This window comes from Pseudoduganella albidiflava (genome assembly GCF_004322755.1).
Classification (GTDB): Bacteria; Pseudomonadota; Gammaproteobacteria; order Burkholderiales; family Burkholderiaceae_D; genus Rugamonas; species Rugamonas albidiflava.
Genome location: NZ_CP036401.1, coordinates 5,699,545 through 5,722,087, shown reverse-complemented (window position 1 = coordinate 5,722,087; position 22,543 = coordinate 5,699,545). Strand labels below are relative to the sequence as shown.

Annotated in this window: 23 protein-coding genes; 14 read left to right on the top strand and 9 right to left on the bottom strand. The window is 63.3% G+C overall.

What is annotated here, in order from left to right; translation table 11 throughout:
* Nucleotides 1-19 precede the first annotated feature (19 nt).
* The 5 genes from EYF70_RS23695 to EYF70_RS23675 all read left to right on the top strand — a co-directional run bounded on the left by EYF70_RS23695 (nt 20) and on the right by EYF70_RS23675 (nt 5,213).
* The gene (locus EYF70_RS23695) at nt 20-976 is read left to right on the top strand and encodes a D-alanine--D-alanine ligase (RefSeq protein ID WP_371861667.1); all 957 of its coding nucleotides are present in this window, start codon (nt 20-22) and stop codon (nt 974-976) included.
* A gap of 6 nt (nt 977-982) precedes the next feature.
* Nucleotides 983-1,747 (top strand): cell division protein FtsQ/DivIB, encoded by a 765-nt coding sequence (locus EYF70_RS23690; protein ID WP_131147588.1) that lies wholly within the window; start codon nt 983-985, stop codon nt 1,745-1,747.
* A gap of 88 nt (nt 1,748-1,835) precedes the next feature.
* On the top strand, nt 1,836-3,068 hold the full coding sequence (gene ftsA / locus EYF70_RS23685) for a cell division protein FtsA (protein WP_131147587.1): 1,233 nt from the start codon (nt 1,836-1,838) through the stop codon (nt 3,066-3,068).
* 160 nt (nt 3,069-3,228) lie between these two features.
* Nucleotides 3,229-4,437: a cell division protein FtsZ gene (ftsZ, locus tag EYF70_RS23680; RefSeq protein WP_131147586.1), complete on the top strand. Its 1,209-nt coding sequence runs from the start codon at nt 3,229-3,231 to the stop codon at nt 4,435-4,437.
* Nucleotides 4,438-4,709: 272 nt separating this feature from the next.
* The gene (locus EYF70_RS23675) at nt 4,710-5,213 is read left to right on the top strand and encodes a peroxiredoxin (RefSeq protein ID WP_131147585.1); all 504 of its coding nucleotides are present in this window, start codon (nt 4,710-4,712) and stop codon (nt 5,211-5,213) included.
* Nucleotides 5,214-5,294: 81 nt separating this feature from the next.
* Here EYF70_RS23675 and EYF70_RS23670 read toward each other — a convergent pair whose 3' ends face one another.
* Entirely contained in the window at nt 5,295-5,675 is a 381-nt protein-coding gene (locus tag EYF70_RS23670) for a hypothetical protein (RefSeq protein ID WP_131147584.1), read from the bottom strand.
* A 469-nt stretch (nt 5,676-6,144) separates the two neighbouring features.
* Here EYF70_RS23670 and EYF70_RS23665 point away from each other — a divergent pair, with 469 nt between their 5' ends.
* Entirely contained in the window at nt 6,145-7,035 is an 891-nt protein-coding gene (locus EYF70_RS23665; protein WP_131147583.1) for a hypothetical protein, read from the top strand.
* Between the two features lie 198 nt (nt 7,036-7,233).
* Here EYF70_RS23665 and EYF70_RS23660 read toward each other — a convergent pair whose 3' ends face one another.
* Nucleotides 7,234-7,734, bottom strand: coding sequence for an SET domain-containing protein (locus EYF70_RS23660; protein WP_131147582.1), 501 nt, complete (start codon nt 7,732-7,734; stop codon nt 7,234-7,236).
* 149 nt (nt 7,735-7,883) lie between these two features.
* Here EYF70_RS23660 and EYF70_RS23655 point away from each other — a divergent pair, with 149 nt between their 5' ends.
* Both EYF70_RS23655 and lpxC read left to right on the top strand, forming a co-directional pair.
* Nucleotides 7,884-8,726: a DMT family transporter gene (locus EYF70_RS23655; RefSeq protein WP_131149308.1), complete on the top strand. Its 843-nt coding sequence runs from the start codon at nt 7,884-7,886 to the stop codon at nt 8,724-8,726.
* Nucleotides 8,727-8,825: 99 nt separating this feature from the next.
* Entirely contained in the window at nt 8,826-9,758 is a 933-nt protein-coding gene (lpxC, locus tag EYF70_RS23650) for a UDP-3-O-acyl-N-acetylglucosamine deacetylase (RefSeq protein WP_131147581.1), read from the top strand.
* Between the two features lie 60 nt (nt 9,759-9,818).
* Here the strand turns inward: lpxC and EYF70_RS23645 are convergent, their stop codons facing one another.
* Nucleotides 9,819-10,304: a DciA family protein gene (locus EYF70_RS23645; protein ID WP_131147580.1), complete on the bottom strand. Its 486-nt coding sequence runs from the start codon at nt 10,302-10,304 to the stop codon at nt 9,819-9,821.
* Between the two features lie 265 nt (nt 10,305-10,569).
* Between EYF70_RS23645 and secA the strand changes: the two genes are divergently transcribed.
* Together secA and EYF70_RS23635 are read left to right on the top strand one after the other, a co-directional pair.
* A complete protein-coding gene (gene secA / locus EYF70_RS23640) occupies nt 10,570-13,338 on the top strand; it encodes a preprotein translocase subunit SecA (protein WP_131147579.1) in 2,769 nt (922 codons plus the stop codon).
* A gap of 113 nt (nt 13,339-13,451) precedes the next feature.
* Entirely contained in the window at nt 13,452-13,814 is a 363-nt protein-coding gene (locus EYF70_RS23635; protein ID WP_131147578.1) for a lysozyme inhibitor LprI family protein, read from the top strand.
* Between the two features lie 63 nt (nt 13,815-13,877).
* Here EYF70_RS23635 and EYF70_RS23630 read toward each other — a convergent pair whose 3' ends face one another.
* Both EYF70_RS23630 and EYF70_RS23625 read right to left on the bottom strand, forming a co-directional pair.
* Nucleotides 13,878-14,297: a type 2 periplasmic-binding domain-containing protein gene (locus EYF70_RS23630; RefSeq protein ID WP_131147577.1), complete on the bottom strand. Its 420-nt coding sequence runs from the start codon at nt 14,295-14,297 to the stop codon at nt 13,878-13,880.
* 9 nt (nt 14,298-14,306) lie between these two features.
* A complete protein-coding gene (locus EYF70_RS23625; protein WP_229420528.1) occupies nt 14,307-15,530 on the bottom strand; it encodes a porin in 1,224 nt (407 codons plus the stop codon).
* Between the two features lie 331 nt (nt 15,531-15,861).
* Between EYF70_RS23625 and argJ the strand changes: the two genes are divergently transcribed.
* Genes argJ through EYF70_RS23610 form a run of 3 tightly spaced genes read left to right on the top strand, consistent with a single transcriptional unit; the run spans nt 15,862 to nt 18,436 of the window.
* The gene (gene argJ / locus EYF70_RS23620; RefSeq protein ID WP_131147576.1) at nt 15,862-17,097 is read left to right on the top strand and encodes a bifunctional glutamate N-acetyltransferase/amino-acid acetyltransferase ArgJ; all 1,236 of its coding nucleotides are present in this window, start codon (nt 15,862-15,864) and stop codon (nt 17,095-17,097) included.
* Between the two features lie 56 nt (nt 17,098-17,153).
* On the top strand, nt 17,154-18,041 hold the full coding sequence (locus tag EYF70_RS23615) for an ATP-binding protein (RefSeq protein WP_371861665.1): 888 nt from the start codon (nt 17,154-17,156) through the stop codon (nt 18,039-18,041).
* Nucleotides 18,038-18,436 (top strand): NUDIX domain-containing protein, encoded by a 399-nt coding sequence (locus EYF70_RS23610; protein ID WP_131147574.1) that lies wholly within the window; start codon nt 18,038-18,040, stop codon nt 18,434-18,436. Before EYF70_RS23615 ends, EYF70_RS23610 begins: the two co-directional genes overlap by 4 nt.
* Before the next feature lie 173 nt (nt 18,437-18,609).
* Here EYF70_RS23610 and yacG read toward each other — a convergent pair whose 3' ends face one another.
* The 4 genes from yacG to EYF70_RS23590 all read right to left on the bottom strand — a co-directional run bounded on the left by yacG (nt 18,610) and on the right by EYF70_RS23590 (nt 21,162).
* The gene (gene yacG / locus EYF70_RS23605; protein ID WP_131147573.1) at nt 18,610-18,789 is read right to left on the bottom strand and encodes a DNA gyrase inhibitor YacG; all 180 of its coding nucleotides are present in this window, start codon (nt 18,787-18,789) and stop codon (nt 18,610-18,612) included.
* Between the two features lie 12 nt (nt 18,790-18,801).
* Complete coding sequence (gene zapD, locus EYF70_RS23600; protein ID WP_131147572.1) at nt 18,802-19,557, bottom strand: cell division protein ZapD; 756 nt, start codon at nt 19,555-19,557, stop codon at nt 18,802-18,804.
* A gap of 73 nt (nt 19,558-19,630) precedes the next feature.
* Nucleotides 19,631-20,290, bottom strand: coding sequence for a dephospho-CoA kinase (coaE, locus tag EYF70_RS23595; RefSeq protein ID WP_131147571.1), 660 nt, complete (start codon nt 20,288-20,290; stop codon nt 19,631-19,633).
* Nucleotides 20,287-21,162, bottom strand: a complete 876-nt coding sequence (locus tag EYF70_RS23590) for a prepilin peptidase (protein ID WP_131147570.1) — start codon at nt 21,160-21,162, stop codon at nt 20,287-20,289. The genes coaE and EYF70_RS23590 overlap by 4 nt, the downstream gene beginning before the upstream one ends.
* Nucleotides 21,163-21,372: 210 nt before the next feature.
* Between EYF70_RS23590 and EYF70_RS23585 the strand changes: the two genes are divergently transcribed.
* Nucleotides 21,373-22,443 carry a LacI family DNA-binding transcriptional regulator gene (locus EYF70_RS23585; RefSeq protein WP_131147569.1) on the top strand — a complete coding sequence of 357 codons (1,071 nt, stop codon included), beginning with the start codon at nt 21,373-21,375 and terminating at the stop codon, nt 22,441-22,443.
* The last annotated feature ends 100 nt before the right edge of the window (nt 22,444-22,543 follow it).

Genomic DNA, 22,543 nt, shown 5'->3' with positions numbered 1-22,543 from the left:
ATCAAGCACAGGCATGAACATGGCAATTTCAAAAGAAGAAGCGCAATCGTTCGGCAAGGTCGGCGTGCTGTTCGGCGGCCGGTCCGCCGAGCGTGACGTGTCGCTGATGTCCGGCGGCGGCGTGCTCGAAGCGCTGCGCAGCCAGGGTATCGATGCCCATCCGTTCGATCCGGGCCAGCGCTCGCTGGCCGAGCTGGCGGCCGAGAAGTTCGACCGCGTGTTCATCGCGCTGCACGGCCGCTATGGCGAAGACGGCACGCTGCAGGGCGCGCTGGAATTGCTGGGCATTCCGTACACGGGCAGCGGCGTGATGGCCAGTTCGGTGGCGATGGACAAGATCACGACCAAGATCCTGTGGCTGAAGGCCGGCCTGCCGACGCCCGACTTCGCGGTGCTGGACGATGGTGCCGACCTGGCGGCCGTGGCCGCGCAACTGGGCCTGCCGCTGATCGTCAAGCCGCCGCACGAAGGTTCGTCGATCGGCTTCTCGAAAGTCGATGCGGTCGGGCAGTTCCAGGCGGCCTACGACAAGTGCGCGCCGCTGGATGACTCGGTGCTGGCCGAATCGTTCGTGTCCGGCCGCGAATTCACCGTGGCGGTGCTCGGCGCCGGTGCCGGCGCGCGCGCGCTGCCGGTGGTGGAAATCGTGGCGCCGAAAGGCAACTACGATTACCAGAACAAGTATTTCACGGACGACGTGCAGTATTTCTGCCCGCCGCAGCTCGATGAATCGATCCAGGCCGAGATGCGGCGCATCGCCGTCGAAGCCTACCGCACGCTCGGCTGCGAGGGCTGGGCGCGCGTCGATGTGCTGCTGCGCGACAGCGACAACCAGCCATACCTGCTGGAAGCGAATACCTCGCCCGGCATGACGAGCCATTCGCTGGTGCCGATGGCGGCACGCGCCGAAGGCATGTCGTACGAAGCGCTGTGCGTGGAAATCCTGCGCACCGCGCGCCTGAAGATCAAGGGATAAAGAGCAATGTGGCACGACGCGAAAGCCTTGAACGCAACCGCCAGCGGCATCGTCGCGCTGGTGTTTGCCGTTTGCGTCGCCGCCGGTATCTGGTGGATCGCGCACCGGCCGATCTTCGACCTGCGCACGATCCGTGTCGAGGCGATGGAACGGGCCGAACTGCGCCACGTGAACCTGCTGACGCTGAAGAACGGCACGCAGGGCCGCATCCCCGGCAACTTCTTCACGGCCAACCTGGAACAGGTGCGCCAGGTGTTCGAGGCGGTGCCCTGGGTGCGGCGCGCCACGGTGCGGCGCGAATGGCCGAACCAGCTGATCGTGGAAGTGGAAGAGCACGAGGCGCTGGGTACCTGGGGCGAGGATGGCCGGCTGCTGTCGGTGAAGGGCGATGTATTCACGGCCAACCTGGCCGAGGCGGAAGAGGATCACGAACTGCCGCAGTTCTCCGGACCGGACGGCAGCGAGAAGGAAGTGCTGTCGCGCTACGCCGAGCTGCGCAAGTGGTTCGCGCCGGCCAGGCTGGTGCCGGCCGGCCTGTCGCTGTCGAGCCGTTACGCGTGGACGGTGACGCTGGACAACGGCGCCAGCGTGGCGCTGGGCCGCGAGCAGACGCCGACGATGCTGAAGGACCGCGTGGCGCGGCTGGTATCGGTGTGGCCGCAGCTGGCCGCGCGCGTGCCGGACATCGAGACGATCGACATGCGCTACCAGAACGGGCTGGCGCTGTCGGCGGCGGGGCTGAAGATCCCGGCCGAAAAAGTGAAGAAATAACGAATAAAAAACGACAAAAAAACGAATAAAAGACGAACAACAGGCCGCGGAAGGCCCGGTAGAGCGAAACGAATTTAACGAGCAAATAATGACAAAAGACGCGAAAAACCTGATCGTCGGCCTCGACATCGGCACCTCGAAGGTGGTGGCCGTGGTGGCCGAGGTGATGGGCGATGGCCGCCATGAAGTGATCGGGCTGGGGCAGCACGAATCGAAGGGCCTGAAGAAGGGCGTGGTGGTCAACATCGAAGCGACCGTGGAATCCATCCAGCGCGCCCTCGAGGAGGCCGAGCTGATGGCCGACTGCAAGATCCGCAACGTGTACGCGGGTATCGCGGGCAGCCATATCCGCAGCTTCAATTCGAGCGGCATGGTGGCGATCAAGGAAAAGGAAGTCACGGCCACCGACGTGGCGCGCGTCATTGAAACGGCGAAGGCCGTTAACATTCCTACCGATCAGCAGCTGCTGCACACGGTGCCGCAGGAATTCATCGTCGACAGCCAGGAAGACGTGCGCGAGCCGATCGGCATGAGCGGCATCCGGCTGGAAGTCAAGGTACATATCGTCACGGGCGCGGTGAGCGCCGTGCAGAATATCGTCAAGTGCGTGCGGCGTTGCGGACTCGAGGTCTCGGACCTGATCCTGCAGCCGATGGCATCCGCGGATGCCGTGCTCACGCCGGACGAAAAAGAATTAGGTGTAGTGCTGATCGATATCGGCGGCGGCACCACCGACGTTGCAGTGTTCTCGGACGGCGCGATCCGCCATACGGCAGTGATCCCGATCGCCGGTGACCAGATCACCAACGACATAGCGATGGCCTTGCGAACCCCCACCTCCGAAGCGGAAGAAATCAAGATCCGCTACGGGGTGGCAAAACAGGTGCTGGCGGATCCGGGGGAACACCTGGAAGTGCCGGGCCTGGGCGACCGCGGCCCCCGCAATCTGTCCCGCCAGGCGCTGGCTGCAGTCATCGAGCCGCGCGTGGAGGAATTGTTCGCCATGGTGCACCAGGTCGTGCGCGAGTCCGGATACGAGGGCGTGCTCTCGTCCGGCATCGTGCTGACCGGCGGCTCCTCGATCATGCCCGGCATGGTTGAAATGGCGGAGGACATCTTCCTGAAACCGGCACGCCTCGGCACGCCGGATTATCGCGGCCAGCTGGCCGACGTGGTGCGCAGCCCCCGCTACGCCACCGTGCTCGGACTTCTGCTGGAAGCGAAGAAGCAGTATTTGCGCGGGCATATCGTGACGCGCCAGGACGGGTCCGTGAAGGCGGTCTGGCAACGCATGAAGGAATGGTTCCTCGGTAATTTCTGAGGGTGGGTGCCGGGTACGCAGGCCACCGCTTGATGGCCTGCGATGCACCCAAAACGGTAACAACAGGGTAAACTATTTTTATATATACGCGGTCTTCACCCCCAGCTTCTACCGATATGAAGGCTGGCGCTTGAAGGGCGCTCTCAACTAGGAGCACATCATGGAGTTCGATATGGTCGATAACGCATCACTGGGAACGGTGATCAAGGTGGTCGGTGTTGGCGGCGCGGGCGGTAACGCGGTGCAGCACATGATCAACAAGGGCATGAGCGGCGTGGAATTCATCGCCGCCAATACCGATGCCCAGGCGTTGTCGGCTTCCAAGGCCGACAACATCATCCAGATCGGCGAGACCGGCCTGGGTGCGGGCATGAAGCCCGACGTCGGCCGCAAGCTGGCCGAGGAATCGCGCGCACGCATCGAGGATGCGCTGCGCGGTGCGCACATGGTGTTCATCGCCGCGGGCATGGGCGGCGGCACCGGCACCGGCGCCGCGCCGATCGTCGCGGAAGTGGCGAAATCGCTGGGCGCGCTGACGGTGGCGGTGGTGTCGAAGCCGTTCTCGCACGAAGGCCAGAAGTGCATGGAAATCGCCGATGAAGGCCTGGAGCAGCTGTCGCAGAACGTCGACTCGCTGATCGTGATCCTGAACGAGAAACTCGAAGAGATCTACGAAGACGAGTCGCTGATCGAATGGCTGCAGCATGCCGACGACGTGCTGAACAACGCGGTGGCCGGCATCGCCGAGATCATCAACGTGCCGGGCCACATCAACGTCGACTTCAACGACGTGAAGACGATCATGGGCGAGCAGGGCAAGGCGATGATGGGTACCGCCACCGCCGCCGGCGTGGACCGCGCTCGCATCGCCGCCGAACAGGCCGTGGCATCGCCGCTGCTGGATGGCATCGACCTGTCCGGCGCGCGCGGCGTGCTGGTCAACGTGACCGCCAGCCGCAGCCTGAAGGGCAAGGAAATCAAGGAAGTGATGGCCGCGGTGCGCGCCTTCGCCGCGCCGGACGCATCGATCGCACAGGGCATCGCCTATGACGATTCGATGGGCGATTCGATCCGCGTGACCGTGGTGGCAACGGGCCTGGGCAAGAACAAGAAGCACGTGCAGCTGGTACCGCAGCAGATGCTGCGCACGGGCACCCACAACAACCCGCTGAACCCGCAGGCCGGCCTGGCCGGCGCCGCAGCATCGGTGTCGATGGGCATCGGTGCCGCCGGTGGCCACAGCTTCGAAGGCAAGCGCGAGCCGGCCGTGTGGCGCCGCGAATCGGCTTCCGAGCAGGTGCGCGCGATGGAAAAGAACGGCATGGAAACCTACGATATCCCGGCATTCCTGCGCAAGCAGGCCGACTGACGTTGTGATCCGGCGGCGTGCCCGCAAGGGCGCCGCCGTGCCGGCCTACGTGAGAGGGGCCGGCGCTTTCGAGCGGCTTCGCTCGCGCTCTGGCATACTTGCCGGAGCTGCCGCCTGGTGCAGTGCACCTTGGGCGGCTTTTTTTTGCCTGCGCGGCTTTTTGCCTGTGCGGCTTTTTTGTTTGCGTGGCTGGGTTCCGCTGTAACCCCAACTGCAAATGTTGGGGTACTGCTGACGAGCCCCTGCGCGCAACGGTTTACAAGGAGATCACCATGACCATCAAGATCGGCGACAAACTGCCGGAAGGCACCCTGTCCGAATTCATCGAAGTCGAAACCGAAGGCTGCTCGCTGGGCCCGAACACGTTCAACGTGCAGGAACTGGCTGCCGGCAAGAAGATCGCCATCTTCGGCCTGCCGGGCGCCTACACGCCGACCTGCTCGGCCAAGCACGTTCCCGGCTTCGTCCAGCACGCCGAGGCCTTCAAGGCCAAGGGCGTGGACGAGATCTGGTGCGTCTCGGTCAACGACGCCTTCGTGATGGGCGCCTGGGGCCGCGAACAGAAAGCCACCGGCATCGTACGCATGATGGCCGACGGTAACGCCGCGTTCGCGAAGGCACTGGGCCTGGACGCCGACTTCTCGAAGTTCGGCATGGGCACCCGCTCGCAGCGCTACTCGATGCTGGTCGAAGACGGCGTCGTCACGCAGCTGAACATCGAGCAGGGCGGCAAGTTCGAAGTGTCGAACGCGGAGACGCTGCTGGGTCAGCTGTAATCGACTGCGGATAGCGGGCGATCATCGTCGCTCCGCCATGACGGGCGCGCTCCGCGGCGCGCCCGCAGCACTGGAATGGTGTCAGCAAATCGACGCGCCAATGCTTTTGCCAGTCCTGAGGTTGAAACCGAAATCGCATTGGTATCCATCGGTGGGCCTGTAGAGGCAAGCCAGGTTGTCTCGCTCCCGGATGCGCACCCCTTTTTCCACGCCGCACGCGGCCTTCCTGTCCGGCCCCATCGCCTCGAACATATCCTTGGCGGCTCGTCCTCGAACGTAGAATGCCACGCGGGCGTTGTCGGGCGTGGGCGCGATCGTATCTCCCAGCTCGCCGCCATAGATGACGTACCTGGTCTCGGCAGGGCGCAGCAGCCATTCCCACGCTTGAGTGCCTTGTGAAAAAGCGGCCGAAGCCGCAATCGCAAGAAGAACAAGAAAAGAGCGTTTCACCTCGGCCCTCATGCAAGTATCGTTACGTGAAAGTGGTTGTCGTGGTGACTGCGTGGGACGACCCTCGGAATCTTCTTGTCGTTGAAATAGATGACTTTGATCGCACCACATTCGAAGAACAGCTTGATCAGCTTCGCAGTGGCATCGTGATCATAGTACCTCGTGTCTTTCCAGGTCACTGGAAGTTCTAGCCCGTCGAGCCGAAGAGGGCGGATATCGATATCCAATCCGCTCTGATGTCCCACCCAGCCTGGCAATGTCTGCATAGTGTTCAGTCCGAAAATAATACTTGAGTTAGATACGTCTAACCTTTAGTCGAAAATCAGATTTTAAACAATAATTTCTTTCACGGAATTTCCTCGTCATTCTTGTCGCCACAATGATACAGGAAGCAGTGAATCGGGATATTGAATAGACATCGGCTTTATTTGGGTACACCATTAGTAGTAGCTTCGACCGCCCGCTTGTTCTGGAGGACCTCATGCACCACGCTATCTCCCTCGCGAGTCTTATTGTCCTTCTTTGCACAGCATCAGCGCAAGCCACGACCGTCACCTCTACGTTTGTGACCGCCGGGAGATATGCGGGAGGGCAGACGACATACTCTGATGCTCACCCGACGAGTTCGAATCTTTCAGTGATTAAAGAAGCACCGGAGGGCGGAACAGGAGCGGGCATTGCCGAGGCGTCAGCATCATACGGAGTACTTCGGGCAGATGCCGGAGCAGCTGGTGGGCAATATGCTAGTGGAGGCGCACGCGCTCAGGCATCATTTAACGATATTATCGTTTTCAATGCCGATGGGATGACGGGCAGGCGTGGCTCAACGACAATGAATTTGTGGTTCCACTGGGACTTGGACTCAATAGCTGCTGGGAATAGCTTTGCCCAAACGCATGGTCAGATTAATTTCTATTCCGGTCGTTCCAGTTCCAGCAGGGTTACTCTGAATCGTGCCAATGGTTACAACAGTGAGCACATCAATTACAACAGCGCTTTCAATAATGGTGTGGAGGTCCCTTTTTCTTTCACGATACCATTAGTAGTCGATTTTATATTCGGCCGAGAATTTTCTATTAATGCATCGTTGTCAGTAAACGCTGCCGCTGCAGGTATGGGGCCGGATCGGTTCGGGAATGTGAATGGCTCGGCCGTTGCACAGGCGAACGCTGGTCGGTCTGTGTATTGGGCAGGATTTTCTGATACAGAAGTAGGAGGAGTTGCCTTAGGTGACTTTATGGTAACCTCGCGTTCCGGTACTGACTGGTCGCTTTCTCAAGTTCCTCCAGTGCCAGAACCAAGATCGGTCGTTCTTTTAGTCACGGGATTTTTGGTATTGTGTATCGTCCGAGCGCGCAATCAAAAATTTTGATGCAAAAGATTTACGAGTTCTGTGGCGGAATGCACAAGCGGTCCATTTGTGCGTGCTAGAGTTTTCGACCTGTAACGCAATAGGACGACCGGCCGGGTTATCCCGGCCATAGGCTCATGCGGCAATTGCCGCGATCACGCGGTGGTCGTGCGATTCCTCGCTATTGAAGCCAGCCCAGCAGGTAAATCCTGCAGTTAATCAGCCAGCCGCCTTCTTGCCCCGGCTGCGCTTCTTCGGCGCCAGCATGATGCCGGTGCAGTTCGGCGCGCCGCAGTGGCAGGCGAAGGCCTTCTTCACGGCGGGGGTATGGCGCTCGTCGTAGATGAGGCCATAGTTGTAGCGCAGCTCCTCGCCTTTTTCGATGTCGCACAGTGCGTGGATGAATACGCGGTCGTCTTCTTCCATGGCCTCGCAGTTCGGATCGCACGAGTGATTGATGAAGCGCGACTCGTTGCCGCCGGCGCCGCCGTCGATCAGCAGGCCGTTATTGAGCGTGAAGAAGAACGTATGGTTGATCGGGCCGCCCTTCTCGGCGGTGCGCCGGCAGGTCTCGTCCCAATCCACGATCTCGCCGGTATATTCGATGATCCGGGTACCGGCCGGGATCGCGCGGCGGGCGAAGACGCCCTTGCCGTGGATCGGCGAATCGTGCACTTCGAACAGGGCGGAAGTTTTCGGTTTGGCAGTGGACGTGGTCATTCGAATATCATACCGCGTTGATAGTGTGCTTGCTCGTGCCGCGCGCTTCCGTAGCGGGGCGTGCTGCGGCGGCTACAATGAGCGCCCCAATCCCCACGGAACGTCCCTTGAAACAGAACGCCAAGGAAAACCTGCACAGCATTTACGCGATGGTCACGGCCGTCGCGATGTTCTCCATCATGGATACGGCGATGAAGCTGCTCGCCGCCCGTTACCCGGCCATGCAGGTGACGGTGCTGCGCGCGTTTTCATCGATGCCGCTGGTGTGCGCGTACGTGGCATATCGGGGCGGGTTCCACGGCATCTTCAAGGTGAACTGGCCGTTGCAGCTGCTGCGCGGCGCGCTCGGTATCGCCATGCTGACACTGTTCGCCTATGGCCTGAAGTCGCTGCCGCTGTCGGAAACGTATTCCGTGTTCTTCATCGCGCCCGCGCTGATCACGGCGCTGTCGGTGTTCATCCTGAAGGAGCGGGTGGACGGCATGCAGTGGCTGGCCATCGGCGTGGGCCTGGTCGGCGTGCTGGTGGTGCTGCGGCCCGAGGGCACCAGCTTCATTTCCGTCGCCGGGCTGGCGATCCTCGGCTCGGCGGCCTGCTATGCGGTATCGGCGATCGCCAGCCGGATGCTGTCGCGCACCGATTCGAACGAGAAGATCATGTTCTGGCTGCTGGTGATGATCGGTGCCGGCTCGCTGCCGCTGGCGTTGCCGTCCTGGGTGGCGCTGCGCTGGGACGACTGGCCGGTGATCGCCACGCTGGCCTTGTCCGGCTTTTTCGGCCAGCTGGCGATCACCAAGGCATTCAGCATGGGCAAGGCATCGATCGTGGCGCCCTTCGAATACACGGCGCTGGCCTGGGGCGTGGCGATCGACTGGGCGTTGTGGAGCACGCTGCCGGATGGCTGGACCCTGGTGGGCGCGGCGATCATCATCGGCAGCGGCATCTACCTGGTGCGGCGCGAGGCGGTGCACAGCGAGGCCGAGCACCCCTGAAAGCCGCATGTTGTCACGGTTTTATCCCTGGTCCTATGCCTGGTCTTATGTCTTTTGGCATAGGGAACGCGGGCCTCGGAAAGCCGATATAATCGTGAAATGAAACAACGTACGATCAAAGAACAAGTCCGCACCACCGGTGTCGGCGTGCACTCCGGGACCAAGGTCGAACTGACCCTGCGCCCGGCCCCGCCCGACACGGGCATCGTCTTCGCCCGCGTGGACCTGGTGCCGCCCGTGGTATTCCCGGTCGGCCCGCTGGAAATCGGCGATACGCGCATGGCGACCGTGATGATTCGCGATGGCGCCCGTGTGTCGACGATCGAGCACCTGATGTCGGCCTGCGCGGGCCTGGGCATCGACAACCTCTATATCGACGTGACCGCCGAGGAAATCCCCATCATGGATGGCTCGGCGTCGTCGTTCGTCTACCTGCTGCAGCAGGCCGGCCTCGCCGAGCAGGAAGCGCCGAAGAAATTCATCCGCATCACGAAGCCGATCGAGGTGCGCGAAGGGCAGGGCGCCAGCGAGAAGTGGGCGCGGCTGGTGCCGCACAACGGCTTCAAGCTGGACTTCTTCATCGAATTCAACCACCCGGCCGTCGATGGCACGGCGCAGCGCGCGCAGATCGACTTCGGCAGCCAGTCGTATATCCAGGCGGTGGCGCGGGCGCGCACGTTCGGCTTCATGCAGGACGTGGAAATGCTGCGCGGGATCGGCCTGGCGCGCGGTGGTTCGCTGGAGAACGCGATCGTGATGGATGAGTACCGCATCCTGAATCCGGACGGCCTGCGCTACGACGATGAATTCGTGCGCCACAAGATCCTCGATGCGATCGGCGACCTGTACGTGATCGGCCACCCGCTGATCTGCGCATACGAGGCGCACAAGTCCGGCCACGCGCTGAACAACAAGCTGCTGCGCGAACTGCTGGCCAATCCGGATGCGTATGAATTCGTCAGCTACGATTCGGCCGACCAGGCGCCGCCGTCGTATGCGCGGCAGCTCGAGCAGGAATGGGCATATAACTAAGTAAGTAGCCAGGCACTTAGCGAAGCAACCAGGCCGGCATCGGCCGCGAAGGCTTCGCTGCTACCGGCGATGCGCCACCAGGTTCTTCAGCGCCGCGATCAGCGTGGCGTTCTGCTTGGTCGGCTCCAGCGTCTCGGACAGCCGGGCGAACGAATCCACCCCCACTTCGGGAATGACGAGCTGGCGCCGCTCCACGGGCGGCGTCGCCATGGCCTTCATCATCTGCACCTTGAGGCGGATGTTGTCGATCTGCCACCCCTTGGCCGACAGCGCTTCTTGCAGTTTTGGCAATTGCTGTTTAAGCTTGGCGGCAACCGATGCGTTCGGTGTCGACAGCACCAGCTGGCCGGCCTCGAACGACAGGATGTCGCAGAAATTGAAGGCGGCCGGCAGGACTTTCGCGCAGTCCTGCTGCAACTTCGCCATGCGCTGCACGGCCGGCAGCAACGCCGCGAGGCGGTCGTCGCGGCGCAGGAAGTCGGTGGCTTCGACCGCCGTCCGGTTCCGGCGGGTCTGGTCGAAGGCATTGAAGGAGTTGAATCGCATGCGCGAAACATAGCATAGCCGCGCCGTGCATGCAGCAACGGCGGCGTGGCGGCGGGTGCATGCGATGCCGGACAGGAGTCGGGCGCACTGCACGGGAAGCTGCAGGGTGAGCTGTAAAGCGAACGGCAAGTTCCCCTGAGGCTATTGTCTTTCCGGCAGCCATCCCCATGTACCCCCGTGCTAAAATCATGGTCTTTTGCCACAGGCTTTGGGCGAGGTCGCGAAGCGAGCTTTTTTTAAACGGCGTTTATTCAAGAATTCAAGCATGTCCTTACTGACCGCGATTTTCGGCAGCCGTAACCAGCGGCTGCTCAAGCAGTACCAAAAAACCGTCAAAGCAATCAACGCTCTCGAACCCGAGTACGAAAAGCTGTCGGACGCCGAATTGCAGGCCAAGACGCCCGCCTTCAAGGAACGCGTGGCAGCCGGCGAGGCGCTGGACGACTTGCTGGTGGAAGCCTTTGCCGTATGCCGCGAAGCGTCCAAGCGCGTCTTCAAGATGCGCCACTTCGACGTGCAGCTGCTCGGCGGCATGGTGCTGCATTACGGGAAAATCGCCGAGATGCGCACCGGTGAAGGCAAAACGCTGACGGCAACCCTGCCGGCCTACCTGAACGCGTTGTCCGGCAAGGGCGTGCACATCGTGACCGTCAACGATTACCTGGCCCAGCGCGACGCCGAAACCATGGGCAAGCTGTATCGCTGGCTGGGCCTGACCACGGGTGTCAACCTGGGGCAGATGGAACACTCGGTCAAGCAGCAGGCCTATGCGTCGGACATCACGTATGGCACCAACAACGAATTCGGTTTCGACTACCTGCGCGACAACATGGTGTTCGACATCCGCGACCGGGTGCAGCGCGGCCTGAATTACGCGATCGTCGACGAAGTCGACTCGATCCTGATCGACGAGGCCCGCACGCCGCTGATCATTTCCGGCCAGGCCGAGAACCACACGGACCTGTACCACAAGATCAACGAAGTGCCGAAGCTGCTGACCCTGCAGATCGGCGAGGAAAAGCCGGACGGCAAGGGCAATGTCGAAGTGCCGGGCGACTATACGAAGGACGAGAAAGCGCACCAGGTGCTGCTGACCGAAGCCGGCCACGAGAAGGCCGAGGCGATCCTGACGAAAATGGGCCTGCTGCCGGAAGGCGCCTCGCTGTACGACTCCGCCAACATCACGCTGGTGCACCACCTGTATGCCGCGCTGCGCGCGCATGCGCTGTACCACAAGGACCAGCACTACGTGGTGCAGAACGGCGAAGTGGTGATCGTCGATGAATTCACCGGCCGCATGATGACGGGCCGCCGCTGGTCCGACGGCCTGCACCAGGCGGTCGAGGCGAAGGAAGGCGTGAAGATCCAGAACGAGAACCAGACGCTGGCCTCGATCACGTTCCAGAACTACTTCCGCATGTACACCAAGCTGTCCGGCATGACCGGTACCGCCGATACGGAAGCATTCGAATTCCAGGACATCTACGGCCTGGAAACCGTGGTGATCCCGCCGAACCGCCCGTCCGCCCGCAAGGACAAGCAGGACCAGGTATACAAGTCGGCCCAGGAAAAATACCAGGCCATGGTGACCGACATCCGCGATTGCTACGAGCGCGGCCAGCCGGTGCTGGTGGGTACCACGTCGATCGAGAATTCCGAGCTGCTGGCGTCGATCCTCGACAAGGCCAAGCTGCCGCACAACGTGCTGAACGCGAAACAGCACGCCCGCGAAGCGGAGATCATCGCGCAGGCCGGCTCGCCGAAGGCGATCACGATCGCCACCAACATGGCCGGCCGCGGTACCGACATCGTCCTGGGCGGCAATGTCGAGAACCAGATCAAGTTCCTGGAAGCCGATCCGAACCTGTCGGACGCCGAGAAGCAAGCGCGCGCGCAAAAGCTGCGCGATGGCTGGCAGGCGCTGCACGAGCAGGTGGTGGCGGCCGGCGGCCTGCACATCATCGGCACCGAGCGCCACGAATCGCGCCGGGTGGACAACCAGCTGCGCGGCCGTTCCGGCCGCCAGGGCGACCCGGGCTCCTCGCGCTTTTACCTGTCGCTGGACGATCCGCTCCTGCGCATCTTCGCCGGCGACCGCGTGCGCGCCATCATGGAACGCCTGAAGATGCCGGAAGGCGAGCCGATCGAAGCCGGTATCGTCACGCGCTCGATCGAATCGGCGCAGCGCAAGGTCGAGGCCCGCAACTTCGACATCCGCAAGCAGCTGCTCGAATACGACGACGTCTCCAACGACCAGCGCAAGGTGATCTACCAGCAGCGTAACGAGCTGCTGGAAGCCACCGAGATCGCCGAAATGATCCAGAACCTGCGCCACGGCGTGTTCACCGACCTGGTGCGCCAGTACGTGCCGGAAGAATCGGTCGAAGAGCAGTGGGACGTGCCGGCCCTGCAGGCCGCGCTGGCTGCCGAATGGCGCATCGACGTGCCGCTGACGGAAATGCTGGAGAAGGAATCGAACCTGACCGACGAAGACCTCGTCGAGCGCGTGGTCGCCGCCGCGGACGAGCAGTACAACGCCAAGATCGCCATCGTCGGCAAGGAAGCGTTCGGCGGCTTCGAGCGCAGCGTGATGCTGCAGGCAGTGGACAGCCACTGGCGCGAACACCTGGCGGCGCTGGACCACCTGCGCCAGGGTATCCACCTGCGCGGCTATGCGCAGAAGAACCCGAAGCAGGAGTACAAGCGCGAAGCGTTCGAACTGTTCGCCCAGATGCTGGACCTGATCAAGAACGAAGTGGTGCGCCAGGTGATGACGGTGCGGATCCAGTCGCGCGAGGAAGTCGAAGCGGCCGAGGCGGCCCTTGCTGCCACGCACCTGGAAAACGTGAGTTTCCAGCACGCCGACTTCGATCCGAACGCGGCGCCGGAAGAACTGCTGGCGCCGACCGCCCATCCGGCTCCCGGCGGCATGCAGGAGGCCACGGTGCAGGTCGGGCCGAAGGTCGGCCGCAACGACCCCTGCCCATGCGGCAGCGGCAAGAAGTACAAGGCTTGCCACGGCAAGCTGGCTTGATGAAGAAACCGGGGCGTGCCCCGGTTTTTTTTTGCCTGTACCTGATCCCGGTTGTTCACATCTCGACAGGCGCTTGCATTACCATCGCCGTTTTACTCCCGCGCCGCCCGCCCATGAAAACCAGCACCATCATTCTTGCCCTCGCCACCTGCCTCGGCACCGCGCTGCCCGTGGCGGCGCACGCGGCCAGTTTCGATTGCAAGAAAGCGGCGACGCCCGTGGAGGCCATCATTTGTGCCGATCCCGCGCTGTCGAAGGCGGATGAAGAGGTAGCCGTGCTGTACCGGCGCCTGCTCAAGCTGGACCCTGGCGCGAGGCAGGGGCAGCGGGAGTGGCTGCGCACGGTCCGCAACCGGTGCAGGGACGTCGCATGCCTGCGCGCGGCATACGAGGAACACGACACCCAGCTGCGGCTTTCGCTGGAGGCGGACAACGAGGAAGCAACGCCCGGTGCCGCGCCACCGGCGCTGCGCTGAAAGCGGGCGCCAATGCAAAAAGCCCGGCACATGGCCGGGCTTTTCATTGCGCGATGAAGCAGCTTACTGCAGCGTCAGGATGACCTTGACGGTATCGTCCACGGCCGACTTGTCGATGTAGCCGATGGCTTTCGGATCGTCCGCCACGGCTTTCTTCACTTCGGCGTTCGACTTGAACTCCTTCGGCGCCTGGGCCTTGCCGGTGAAGACCAGCTTCGACCAGATGGCTTTCACCTGGGCGGCGTCCTTGTCGGTCACCTTCTTGTAGAACTCGTTGCGGATCGCCGAGCCGTCGGCCTGGTCGACCGGCGTGAACATCGTCGATTTACCCAGGAAGAACTGGGCCGCCTGCTCGGAGAACATGCGGGTGGCCGGGTTCTTGGCGCTGACGATGACCACGGTCTCGGCAAACGCCGAGGAAGGCAGGATGGAGGCCGTCGCGGCGAGGGCGGCGATGACCAGGGTGATAGTGATCTTTTTCATGTGCATTCCTTAGAAAACGAAGTCCACGCCGGCAGCGATCACGGTGACCTTCTTGCCGACGCCGGCCGGCGTCACGTCGCTCAGGAAGCCGTTCTTGGCGCCCGGCTTGATGCGGTCGACCTGCACCTTCAGCGCGGCCGACTGGGCGAAGTCCCAGCGCACGCCGATCAGGTCGGACGACTGGCTGCCAGGAGCCAGCAGGTTCTTCACGCCGGCGTTCAGCGTCGGGATGCGTGCCAGCGCGGCCGGCACGGAAACGTTCGAGCCCTTGCCGTCGTACTTGGCGTGCGCGTAGTACGGCAGCACCTTGCCGAAGCGGTAGCCGGCCATCAGGTACCAGGCGTTGCTGTCGGCCAGGTAGACCGGATCCTTGGCGCGGCGCATGCCGAATTCGGACTGCACGACGATATTGTTCCAGTCGGCCAGCAGGCCCACCGAGGTGAAGGCGACGCGCTTGGTCTCGGCGATCGTGATGTCGCTGGCCAGCTGGCCGAAGCCCACCGTCGTCAGCGTGTTCGTCAGCGAGTTGATCGGCTTGACGTCGGTGGCCTTCAGCTTGCCCTGCATGTGGGCGAAACGCAGCGTGACCGGGCCATGCTCGGCGCTGACCGCGAAGCCGGCAGCCGGCGCCTGGTAGCGCGGCTCGGAACGGTCGGACGACACGTACGATTTGCCGCGCGAAATGCCGACGAAGGCTTGCGCCGTCACGTTGGTGTCGCCGAAGGCGCGCTGCCAGTTGACGTCCACGCCGTCGACGCTGTCGATGATCATCTGGCCGTACATTTCCACCGGCGGGCGCATCATCGTGTTCGCGTAGCCCACGTTCTGGTAATCGGAGATCAGGAAGCCGGGCACCGCCACGCGGCCGGCGCGCAGCGCGACTTCATCGCTGACCTTGTACTTGACGAAGGCCCATGCCAGTTCGGTCGTGAAGCTGTCACCGGTCGACTTGCGCGACAGGATCTGCGTGGTGGCGGACAGCTTGTCCGAGAACGTGTACGTGGCTTGCAGGCCCAGGTTCGAGTCGAGGCCGATGGTGGTGGTGCCGGCCGTGCCTTCGCGCTGGTTGGCGCGGGTGTAGCGCGCGTCTTCCGTATTGCTCTTGGCGGCGGCCAGCGTGCCGAAGCCGCTGACGTTGAGTTTGCCGTCGCCGATGGCGATCGCGTTGGCCGCGCCGGTTTGCATCAGGCACAGCGCGCCCAGGACGAATGCTGCTGACAGTTTCAATTTCATGTTGGGGAGTCCGTTCCGATTGTTTTGTATGGGGTATTGCCTGCCATGAGGGCCGCTGCGGAGGTAGGGGAGCGGCACGCTGTTCATGACAAAGTGCATGCGGTCTCTACCTTAGGTGATATTTCCGAAAAGCACCAAATTTAATTTCCGGAAAGATACAAAACATGAAAGTTACTGTCGCTTTTTGTGAACTGATTGCGCTATCGAAGGCTGTTTACGAAACAATTTCTACTCAAAAATATAAGACTTTCCGCACTCGCCCGGAGATGGCGGCCACCTGTTGCCACAGGTATTACAATAGCGATTTCACCAACCCGCACGAGAACATCACATGGCCGTCAATTCCCCCATTCCTGTCGCTGCTGAACTGAAACCTGTCGCCGGTATCGAGATCGGCTACGCCGAGGCCGGGATCAAGAAACCGAACCGCAAGGATGTGCTGGTGATGAAGCTGGCCGAGGGGGCCACGGTGTCCGGCGTGTTCACGCTGAACCGTTTCTGCGCGGCGCCCGTGCAGATCTCGAAGGACAACCTGGCGGCGGCCAAGGCCGGCGGCAAGCCGATCCGCGCACTGCTCGTCAACACCGGTAACGCCAATGCCGGCACGGGCGAGGCGGGCATGGCCAATGCGCGCGCCACCTGCGATGCGCTGGCCGCCGAACTGGGCATCGATGCGCAGCAGGTGCTGCCGTTCTCCACCGGCGTGATCCTGGAACCGCTGCCGGTCGCGAAGATCAAGGCCGGGCTTCCCGCCGCCGTGCGGAACCTGAAGGCCGATAACTGGTTCAATGCCGCCGAAGGCATCATGACCACCGACACCCAGCCGAAGGCCGGCTCGCGCACCGTCACCGTCGCCGGCCACGCCGTCACGCTGACGGGCATCAGCAAGGGTGCCGGCATGATCAAGCCGAACATGGCCACCATGCTGGGCTACCTGGCGTTCGATGCGAAAGTGGCGCAACCCGTGCTGGACGTGCTGGTCAAGGAAGCGGCCGACCAGTCGTTCAACTGCATCACGATCGACGGCGATACGTCCACCAACGACTCGTTCATCCTGATGGCCACCGGTGCCGGCACGCTCGAAGTGAACTCGGTCGATTCGCCTGAATACCGCGAACTGGCGGCCGCGGTCACCGAACTGTCCGTGTTCCTGGCCCAGGCCATCGTGCGCGACGGCGAAGGTGCCACCAAGTTCATCACGATCACGGTGGAAGAGGGCGAATCGGTCGAGGAGTGCCGCAAGATCGCCTACTCGATCGGCCACTCGCCGCTGGTGAAGACGGCCTTCTTCGCTTCCGACCCGAACCTGGGCCGCATCCTGGCCGCCATCGGCTATGCCGGCGTGGAACTGGATGTCTCGAAAATCAACATGTGGCTGGACGACGTGTGGGTGGCCAAGGACGGCGGCCGCAATCCCGACTACAAGGAAGAAGACGGCCAGCGCGTGATGAAGCAGAGCGAGATCACGGTGCGCGTGAAACTGGCGCGCGGCGATGCCGCCGCCACCGTGTACACCTGCGACCTGTCGCACGACTACGTGTCGATCAACGCGGATTACCGTTCCTGATGGCAGGGCTGGAAGACTCACTGGCCACCTCATTGGCCACCTCATTGGCCACCTTCATGGTCCGCGCCGAAAGCGTGCTGGCGCGCGTGGAGGCGCTGCTGCCGCCAGCGCTGCCGGCGCCGGACTGGAATGCCGCGTTCGCGTTCCGCTGGCGCAAGCGCAGCGGCATCGCGGGCCAGGCCGGCTGGCTGCAGCCGGTCGCGCACGCGGCGAAGATCACGCTGGACGACCTGCACAACGTGGCGAACCAGAAGGCCGCCATCGAACAGAACACGCGTCAGTTCGTCGAAGGCCGGCCCGCCAACAACGTGCTGCTGACGGGCGCGCGCGGTACCGGCAAATCGTCGCTGATCAAGGCTTGCCTGAACGGCTTCGCCGGCCGTGGCCTGCGGCTGATCGAAGTCGACAAGGCCGATCTGGCCGACCTGCCGGACATCATCGACCTGGTAGCCGGCCGGCCCGAACGCTTCATCGTGTTCTGCGACGATTTGTCGTTCGAGGAGGGCGAGAGCGGCTACAAGGCGCTGAAGGTGGCGCTGGACGGTTCCATCACCGCGCAGTCGGACAACGTGCTGATCTACGCCACGTCGAACCGGCGGCACCTGCTGCCGGAGCGCATGTCGGACAACACGAGCTACAAGCACGACGAGGACGGCGACCTGCATCCCGGCGAAACGGTCGAGGAAAAGATTTCGCTGTCCGAGCGCTTCGGGCTGTGGCTGTCGTTCTACCCGTTCAAGCAGGACGACTACCTGGCCATCGTGGCGCACTGGCTGTCGACGTTCGGCTGCACCCCGGCGCAGATCGAGGAAGCGCGCGGCGACGCCCTGCGCTGGGCACTGCAGCGCGGCTCGCGCTCGGGCCGCGTGGCCTGGCAGTTCGCCCGCGACCATGCCGGGAAAATGGACGCCGTGGCCCCTGTGGACCCTGGGACGGCCGCATGACACAGGCGACCAGGCCGATCGATGTCGCGGTCGGCATCCTGATGAAACCGAACGGCGACGTGCTGCTGGGCCAGCGCCCGGCCGGCAAGCCCTATGCGGGCTACTGGGAATTCCCCGGCGGGAAAGTCGATCCGGGCGAAACCATCTTCGCGGCGCTGCAGCGCGAGTTCATGGAAGAACTGGGCATCGAAGTGCTGTCGGCGCAGGAATGGTGCGGCGTCGAGCACGTGTACGAACACGCCCACGTGCGGCTGCACTTCTTCATCAGCCGCGAATGGCGCGGCGAGCCGCAAAGCCTGGAAGGGCAGGCGTTCGCGTGGCAGGGGGAAGTGGGCGTGGAACCGCTGTTGCCGGCCACGATCCCGCTGCTGCAGTGGATTGACCGGGCCAGCTGAAACTAGGGACGGATGCCAATGTCGCTGAGATAACCTCACCCCAAGTGCAAATTCCGGGGTCAGACCCGGCGGGTCTGACCCCAGCCTTTCGCTGCTGGGGTGAATGCATGCGCTTTCAATGTGTCGGTAGCGCTTAGCTTAACGGCATACATATCAAGGGCAGACCCCGTTTGTTATTGCTTGTCTTCCTCGAGCGGATCGGTGGGGGCGGTGCCGGGGATGGTGTATTTTTCCTCGGCCCAGGCACCCAGGTCGATTTGCTTGCAGCGTTCGGAACAGAAGGGGCGGTACTTGTTTTTCTCGCTCCACTCCACTTTCTTGCCACAGGTGGGGCAGTCGACAACGGTTGGCATGGCAGGTAAAGATCAGAAATTGCAAAGGGTCAGTTCGAACGGCACGTCGTCTTCCAGCGGCTTCGGCTTGCAGTCGCCGCCCTGGCTGGTGAAACGTACCCACAGCATGTATTTGTTGGCCGAGATTTCCGGGATCGCGCCCAGCGATTCATCGAGCGTCAGCCGCAGCATCTGGTACACCTTCCCCTGCAGCATCTGCTGGTAGCTGCCGGCATTGGCGATCATCTTCTTCGGCGCGCCGGAATTGCGCAGCAGTCGCAGCACCAGGGCCAGCGCGTCGCACAGCGGCGCCAGCGGCGCGAACCAGGTGGCGATGTCGTGGTAGCGCTGTTCGAACGGGTGCTGCTGCCACGCGTAGTACGACGGCAGATCGAATTCGCACGCGCCGCCGGGAATGATGGTGCGGCCGCGAATGCTCATCAGCCATTCGTTGTCGCGCACGTTCTGGCCCGTCTTGCCCTGCGACGCCACCAGCGCGGTCGACACGCTGTCGAGTTCCTCGAGGATCGCGTCGAGCATCTCGGCCTGCACGGCGGGGTTGGAACGGTAGCCCATCAGCGTCTGCTTCTGGCGCTCGATTTCCTGCAGCAGGTCCGATTTCAGGTCGGCGCGGCCGGCCACTTCGAGCATGTCGAAGATGGTGGAGAGCGCCACGTGATGCTGCAACGGATGTTCCTGGTTCAGGAAAAACTTGAATTTCTCGTACAGGTCCTCCAGGCGCAACAGCGTGCGGATGCGCTCGTTGAAAGGATATTCATAGACGATCAAAGTGAATCCCTCGTGGGTGGGCCTGAAATATGCCCGTGATTCTGAGGCATGCGAGGCAAAAATACAAACGTTGTTAATTGTTTCGTACGGCTTCTTCAGCCATCGCTAAGTAAATTGCATGCAAGCGGTCGACTTGCGGCGCCAACTCCCCCAGCTCGCCGCCGTTGTCGATGACGTCGTGCGCGGCGGCCAGGCGCGCCTGCCGCGGCGCCTGGGCCGCCATGATCGCATGCACCTGCTGTTCCGGCAGCGCGTTACGGGCCATCACCCGTGCCACCTGCACCGCTTCGGGGCAATCGACCACCAGCACGCGGCCCACGCGCTCGCGCCACGTGCCCGACTCGACCAGCAAAGGAATGTCGAAGATCACGTATGGGCCGGTGCCCAGCAGGCTTTCGGCAAATACGGCATCGCGGATCATCGGGTGCAGGATGCCTTCCAGCGTGCGCCGGGCCTCCGGCCGGGAGAACGCGAGCGCGCGCATCTTCACGCGGTCCAGCGCGCCGTGGGCATCGGCGAAGTCGGCGCCGAAGGCGGCCAGCACGGCCGGCATGGCGGCGCCATGCGGCCCGGTCAGGCTGCGTGCGATCTGATCGGTATCGACGATGTCCACGCCCCGCTCGGCGAACAGCCGCGCCACCACGCTCTTGCCGCTGCCGATGCCGCCCGTCAGGCCGACGGTGAAGCGCCGGCGGACGGCATCGTTCCCGTCACTCCCCGCGCCAGCGCTCATGCCACGCCCAGGAACCGGCTGGTGGCGGCGCCGATCTGCGTGCCGAACAGCAGCGCGATCATGCCGGCGGCGGCCAGGTAGGGCCCGAACGGAATCGGATTGTCGCGGCCGCGCTTGGCGAACACCATCAGGCCGATGCCGACCACCGCGCCCACGACGGACGACAGCAGGATGATCGTCGGCAGCATCATCCAGCCCAGCCAGGCGCCCAGCGCGGCGAGCAGCTTGAAGTCGCCGTAGCCCATGCCTTCCTTCCCGGTCAGCAGCTTGAACGCCCAGTAGACGGACCACAGGCACAGGTAGCCGGCGGCGGCGCCGATCACGGCATCGCCCAGCGGCACGAAAGTGCCGTTCAGGTTCACCAGCAGGCCGGCCCACAGCAGCGGGTAGGTCAGGTCGTCCGGCAACAGCCGGGTATCGGCATCGATGAACGTCATGGCGATCAGCAGGTAGGCGAACAGCAGCGTGGCCAGGCCCGTCCAGCCGCTGCCGAACTGCCAGACCAGCGCGGCCGACAGCACGCCCGTCAGCGCCTCGATGGCGGGATAGCGCGCCGAGATCGGCGCCTTGCACTGGCTGCACTTGCCGCGCAGCGCCAGCCAGCTGATGACGGGAATGTTTTCCAGTGCCGTGATCCGGTGACCGCAATGAGGACAGGCCGAACGCGGCACCATCAGGTTGAAGCGGTCCGTATGCGGCAGCGGCAAGCCCGATTCGCTGGCCACGTAGTTGTCCGATTCGCGCTGCATCATCTTCGGTATCCGGTAGATGACGACATTGAGGAAGCTGCCGACCAGCAGGCCGAAGATGGCGGCGATGACCGCGGCGGGGAGCGTGGCGGGCGGCGAAAAGAGGAAGAGTTGCTCGAGCATGTGTGGGTTCCGTGATCCCCGGCCTGCCGGGGCGGGATGGCAAAACCAGAGCTTACACCACCGGCCGCGGTTTGCAGGAGGCGGTACCGGCCGCCGGCCGTGTCGCCGGACGTATCGCCGGCGGCCGCATGGCGGGCATGGCTTTCCACGCGGCCGCCCGGTGTCATACAATCGGCCCTCCGGCCCCGGGGCATTGCGGAAAACATCCAGATGGCGAAAGCACGGCAAGACAGTTCCAGCAGCGAGGTGGCGCAGCGGCGCCTGCAGATGGCCGATATCGCCCGGCTGGCCGGGGTTTCCACGGCCACCGTGTCGCGTGCCTTGAACAACAGCCCGCTCGTCAACGCCGAGACCCGCGGCCGCATCCTCGAACTGGCCGCGTCGCTGAAGTACTCGATCAATATCGGCGCGCAGAACCTGCGCCTGAAGCAGAACCGCTCGATCAGCGTGCTGATTCCGTTCGACCGCAAGAGCCACCAGAGCCTGACGGACCCGTTCCTGCTGGCCATGCTGGGCAGCCTGGCCGATGCGCTCACCGAGCAGGGCTTTGACATGCTGTTCTCGCGCATTCCCGTCGACGAGCTGGGTGCCGCGGCGGCGGCGACCTTCGATTCGGGCCGCGTGGTCGGCGTCATCCTCGTCGGCCAGTGGGGGCGCCATGAGGAACTCAACGAGCTGGCCGCCCGCAAGGTGCCGATCGTGGTCTGGGGCGCACAGCTGCCCCGGCAACTGTATTGCTGCATCGGCAGCGACAATGCCGGCGGCGGCCTGCTCGCCACCGAGCACCTGATCGCCCAGGGCCGCCGGCGCATCGCCTTCCTTGGCGATATCGACCTGCCCGAACCGGCCCAGCGCTATCGCGGCCATTGCGAAGCCCTGGCCAGGCATGGCATTGCCGTGGAGCCGCGCCTGCAGGTATCGACATCGTTCCTGCCCCGCGGCGGGCGGGAAGCGGTCGAGACCCTGCACGCCCGCGGCATCGACTGCGATGCCGTGTTCGCCTGCAGCGACCTGCTGGCCATGACCGCCATCGACAGCCTGCGTGCGCATGGCCGGCGCGTGCCGGACGACGTGGCCGTCGTCGGCTATGACGATATTCCCCAGGCCGCGTGGTTCCACCCCCGCCTCAGCACCGTACGGCAGCCGATCGGCGAAGCCGGCCGCGCGATGGTGGCCGCGCTGATGACGTTGATCGAAGGGGGCGCCGCCCCGTCGGTGCAGCTCGCCACGGAACTGGTCGTGCGCGCCAGCGCGGGCGAACCGTCCGCATCCCATCCCTGAATCTTTCCTGCTGGATATCTTGGTTTCCCGTGCACCTGCTTGTAATCGTTTGCATTCGAGCTGAATTCTGACCCATCCATCCGTGGCGTCGCCGTTGCTC